The organism is Bradyrhizobium oropedii (assembly GCF_020889685.1).
Classification (GTDB): Bacteria; Pseudomonadota; Alphaproteobacteria; order Rhizobiales; family Xanthobacteraceae; genus Bradyrhizobium; species Bradyrhizobium oropedii.
In genome coordinates this window covers 1-3,851 of record NZ_JACMYO010000340.1, presented here as the reverse complement: position 1 = coordinate 3,851, position 3,851 = coordinate 1, and the positions used below count along the sequence as shown (strand labels likewise).

4 protein-coding genes are annotated in these 3,851 nt (G+C 65.2%); 1 reads left to right on the top strand and 3 read right to left on the bottom strand.

What is annotated here, in order from left to right; genetic code table 11:
• Positions 1–525: alpha/beta hydrolase (locus tag H8A95_RS41955; RefSeq protein WP_229188301.1), on the top strand; the 525-nt coding region annotated here is incomplete at its 5' end.
• 213 nt (positions 526–738) lie between these two features.
• On the opposite strand, the gene H8A95_RS41950 is transcribed toward H8A95_RS41955, so the two are convergent.
• From H8A95_RS41950 to H8A95_RS41940, 3 genes are all read right to left on the bottom strand, one after another.
• Positions 739–1,581, bottom strand: coding sequence for a GNAT family N-acetyltransferase (locus H8A95_RS41950; protein ID WP_229188300.1), 843 nt, complete (start codon positions 1,579–1,581; stop codon positions 739–741).
• Between the two features lie 183 nt (positions 1,582–1,764).
• The gene (locus tag H8A95_RS41945; protein ID WP_229188299.1) at positions 1,765–2,835 is read right to left on the bottom strand and encodes a helix-turn-helix transcriptional regulator; all 1,071 of its coding nucleotides are present in this window, start codon (positions 2,833–2,835) and stop codon (positions 1,765–1,767) included.
• A 138-nt stretch (positions 2,836–2,973) separates the two neighbouring features.
• Positions 2,974–3,618, bottom strand: coding sequence for a TetR/AcrR family transcriptional regulator (locus tag H8A95_RS41940; protein ID WP_229188298.1), 645 nt, complete (start codon positions 3,616–3,618; stop codon positions 2,974–2,976).
• Positions 3,619–3,851: the final 233 nt, after the last annotated feature.

Sequence of the window (3,851 nt, the reverse complement as noted above, 5' to 3'; positions counted from 1 at the left end):
GGCTGGAGCGCCGGCGGCAACATTGCAGCCGTCACCTGCCAGCTCGCGCGCGATCGCGGCGGGCCCGAGATCGCGGGCCAACTCCTGATCTGCCCGGTCACCGATTCCTCCTTCGACCGGCAGTCCTATGTCGACAACGCGGCCGGTTACTTCCTGACCCGTGGCCTGATGTTCTGGTTCTGGGACCTGTACTGCTCGCCGGCCGACCGCACCGATCCGCGCGTCGCGCCGCTGCGCGGCAAGCTCGAAGGCCTGCCGCCGGCGTTCATCGCGACAAGCGAGTTCGATCCGCTGCGCGACGAGGGCATCGCCTATGGCGACGCGCTTGCGAAAGCCGGCGTCAAGGTCGAGCAGCTCAAGGCGCAGGGCCATTTCCACTCGTCGTTCGTGATGGTCGACGTCATCATCACCGGCGTCGGCGGCCGCGTGAAGATGGCGAAGGCGCTGCGCCGCTTCGCCGGACTGCCTGAGGAGCTCGAGCAGGACAACGCTGCAGCGCCGGAGGTCAACGCTGCGGCGAACTAGGTCGGGATTGACTTGCAGCCGCAACTGCGCTGCGCTCCCTCTCCCGCTTGCGGGCGCTCGCGGGGGAGGCGCGTTGGCAAAATATCGAAAACAACCCCATGCAAAGGAGCCGGCGGTGGCCGGCGTTCGACCCAGCTACTTGACACGTCGGGCAACTCACGGATATATTTCGAATATTCCGAAATCACGCAGACGCACGCTCGCCCCAGGGCGCTAGCCGAGCTCGAACGTCGTGACGCCGAACACGCGATCGATCCGCAAGGGCGGGATCGCGCCGGTATACATCCGCGCGGTCTCGAACACCGGTGCCAGTCCGAGGCCTTGCGCCAGCGCGAAGGCGTCGCGGTTGACCGCGGGCACATCGAGGAAGATCTCGCCGCTGCCGGCGTTCGCCAGCAGTGCCGACAGGATGATCTCTGCGCTCGCGCGATCATCGGCGACGAGCGGACCGATCTTGCGGCCGGTTCGGCAGGGACGGATCACGCCCCATCCGGCCAGCCTGCCGTCGCGGATCAGCCCGCGTCCGACATGTCCTTGCGTGTTGATCCAGGCGCGCAGGAAGGCCGGGCGCGTCGCCGGAAACACCGTGGCGTCATCGGCCTCGATCAGCGCCATAGGTACATCGCTCAGCGCAACGACGCCGGTGCTCGGCGCCGGAGGTGCTGTGATCGTGCCGCCGTAGCGCACATTGGCATAAGCGAGCGTGAAGCCGGACTTTTGGTAGTTCGCCTGTTGCGCCACCACGCCGTCGAGGCCGATCACGCGCCGATCAGCATGCGCGATCGCGGCGTTCCATATCTTCAGGCCGTAACCTCGGCCGCGCAGATCCGGACGCACGATGTAGAATCCCAGGAAGGAAAATTGTGTGCCGTAATTGACGCAGGAGATCACCGCGGCCGGCTGGCCGTCGAACTCGCCGATGAAAAAGCCCTGCGGGTCTTCGGCGGCAAAGCAGGGCGAATCTGCGAGACCGGGATTCCATCCCTCTGCCGCGGCCCAGTCGATCGCGAGCGCGATCTCGTCTGATCGCATCTGCCGGATGGTGAGGTCGTTCATTGCGGATGATCACCTCGAATTAGCGGCGCAACAGCCATGGTAGCGCGATAATGGCTCTCCGTCATTGCGAGCGGAGCGAAGCAATCCATCGTGCCGCGAGCAAGAAGGGTGGATTGCTTCGCTCCGCTCGCAATGACGAAAGATCAGTTCGCCTGCTTCGGCCGGTATGGTGCGGCGCCATGCTCAAGCGATCCGAAGGGCGAGGCTGACCAGTTCCGGCTGGCGGTGCGTGCCGGTTTTGGCGAAGGCCGACTTCAACTGGTTGCGTGCCGTGTCACGAACGATTCCGAGCCGTTCGGCCGCGTCGGTGATCGAGAGGCCGCCCGCGAGCAGCGCCACCAGCCGCGCTTCCGCCGGCGTGAGGTCGAATGCCTGCGCGATCAAGCCGGGCTCGGGCATCGCGCGCGGCGTCAAATTGGCGAAGACCAGCATCGCCCGCGCGCCGAGGAAGACGTTGCGTGCCGCACCGTCGACCGGCAACACGCGCAAAACCACCGGCCCCTTGTGCGTACGTCGGATCAGGATCGGCTCGATCGGCAGTGCCGCGCGCTCGGGTGCGGCGCGGATCAGATCGACGACTTGATCAAGCCGCGCCTGTGCCGCTCTGTCGCGCACGATCAGCCGGCGATCCCTGATTCTGATGTCCGCGTCGAAGCCGGCATCGGCGGCTTCGTTGCGATCGATCACGAGGCCCGCGCGGTCGAGTACGACCGCCGGCTGCCGCACCCGGTCGAGAATGCCGGTCATGGAGGAGAGCGCGATGCGGCCGACCACAGTCGACAGTGTCGCTGTCTCCGTCAGGCGCGGCCCAAGCTGCGCCAGCAGCCGCGTCTCGCGTGTCTCGAAATGTCCTTCCTTTCCGGTGCGCTGCAACGTCAGCACCCACGGTGCGCTGTCGGCCCAGAAGCCGATGCCGGCGAACCATTTGAAGCCGAACGGATACAGCACCTCATTGTACATCGGATCCGACCGGATCTGCTCGGGCGTCAGCAAGTCCTGATCGGTGATCACTTCGCCGGCCATTGCTCGCGGAACGCCTGAAGCGCGCGAATCCTGCTCATGCCAGTTGTGTGCGAAGTAGAGCTGCACCATCTCTTCGGTCGACGCCGTGCGTGGCACGTCCGGTGTCCGCACGTCGCTTTGCAGCAGCACGGCGCCGGTTGCGCTCACCGCTGCGCAGATCGACGTCATGATGTCGGTCCACGCCGTCGGGTCGACCACGGCGTCCCCCAGCCGCGCCATCACGCTGGACATTTGATCTGGGTCGATATCCCCGTTCATGCAGGGGATTGTCGCGCGAGGTGGCGTCACGCGACAAGCGCCAAGTTACGGTCCTTCCAAAGGAAATAGTCGGATTGGATCGTCGCTCGCCTGTCTTGCGACGGCGGGGGATCAATCCGCCTGCTTCGGCCGGTACGCCGCAAAGAACACCCGCGTCGCGCTGTCGACGACGGTTGCAATCCGCTCCGGCGAGGGCGACGGATTGGCCTGGAAGATGAACGCCTGGAACAGCGTCGCCTGGCACATCTGCATGAACTGCCAGGCCGCGAGCTGCGTGTCGTCCATCACGAGTTCACCGAGTGCGGCGCGCGCCTCCAGATAGGCGGCGAAGCGGTCGACGGTGTGGGCGATCACATGGGTGTAGAACCGGCTGCCGAGCTCGGGCATCCGCTCGGCGATCGCCATTACTGTGCGGATCGCCGAGCCGCCGCCGGGCCGGCACAGCAGGGCGATATAGGCGCGGCCGAATTCGGGGAGGGTGGTGTCGACGTCGCGCGCCGGATCGAAATTGAAGGCGACCTTGCCCTGCTCGAGCTTCTCCTCCTCGACGATCGCCGCGAACAGCCCGGCTTTGTCGGGGAAATAGACGTAGAGCGTCCCTTTGGAGACGGCGGCGGCACGGGCGATTTCGCCCATGCTGGCACCGTCAAAGCCGAGCTCCAGGAACACCTTGCGGGCGCCGTCCAGGATCTGGCGGCGTTTCGACGATTCCTCCTCGCCGACCGGCTGGAGGGAGGTTCGGGGGGCTGCAACCATTGATTTAGCTTCTCGCGAAAGAACTCAACCCAGAATGAGCAAGGGAAGAATCGAAGCCTTATAATCCACTGGGCGGGAATATAGATTGACCGAACCGTTCGGTCAATGGTATTGGTAGGAGTGACGATGCGCCGCACGGCCCTTATTCCGCCATTGCGGGCGTCGAGCTTTTAGTGGGAGCGTCGGTTATGGCCGCAGCACGAGATCAGGCTGCACGCATTGTTCGTTCCGGG

What these genes read in the sequence shown, in the direction of transcription:
- H8A95_RS41950 (WP_229188300.1), bottom strand. Translation starts at nt 1,581, where the DNA reads ATGAACGACCTCACCATCCGGCAGATGCGATCAGACGAGATCGCGCTC.
- H8A95_RS41940 (WP_229188298.1), bottom strand. Translation starts at nt 3,618, where the DNA reads ATGGTTGCAGCCCCCCGAACCTCCCTCCAGCCGGTCGGCGAGGAGGAA.
- H8A95_RS41945 (WP_229188299.1), bottom strand. Translation starts at nt 2,835, where the DNA reads ATGTCCAGCGTGATGGCGCGGCTGGGGGACGCCGTGGTCGACCCGACG.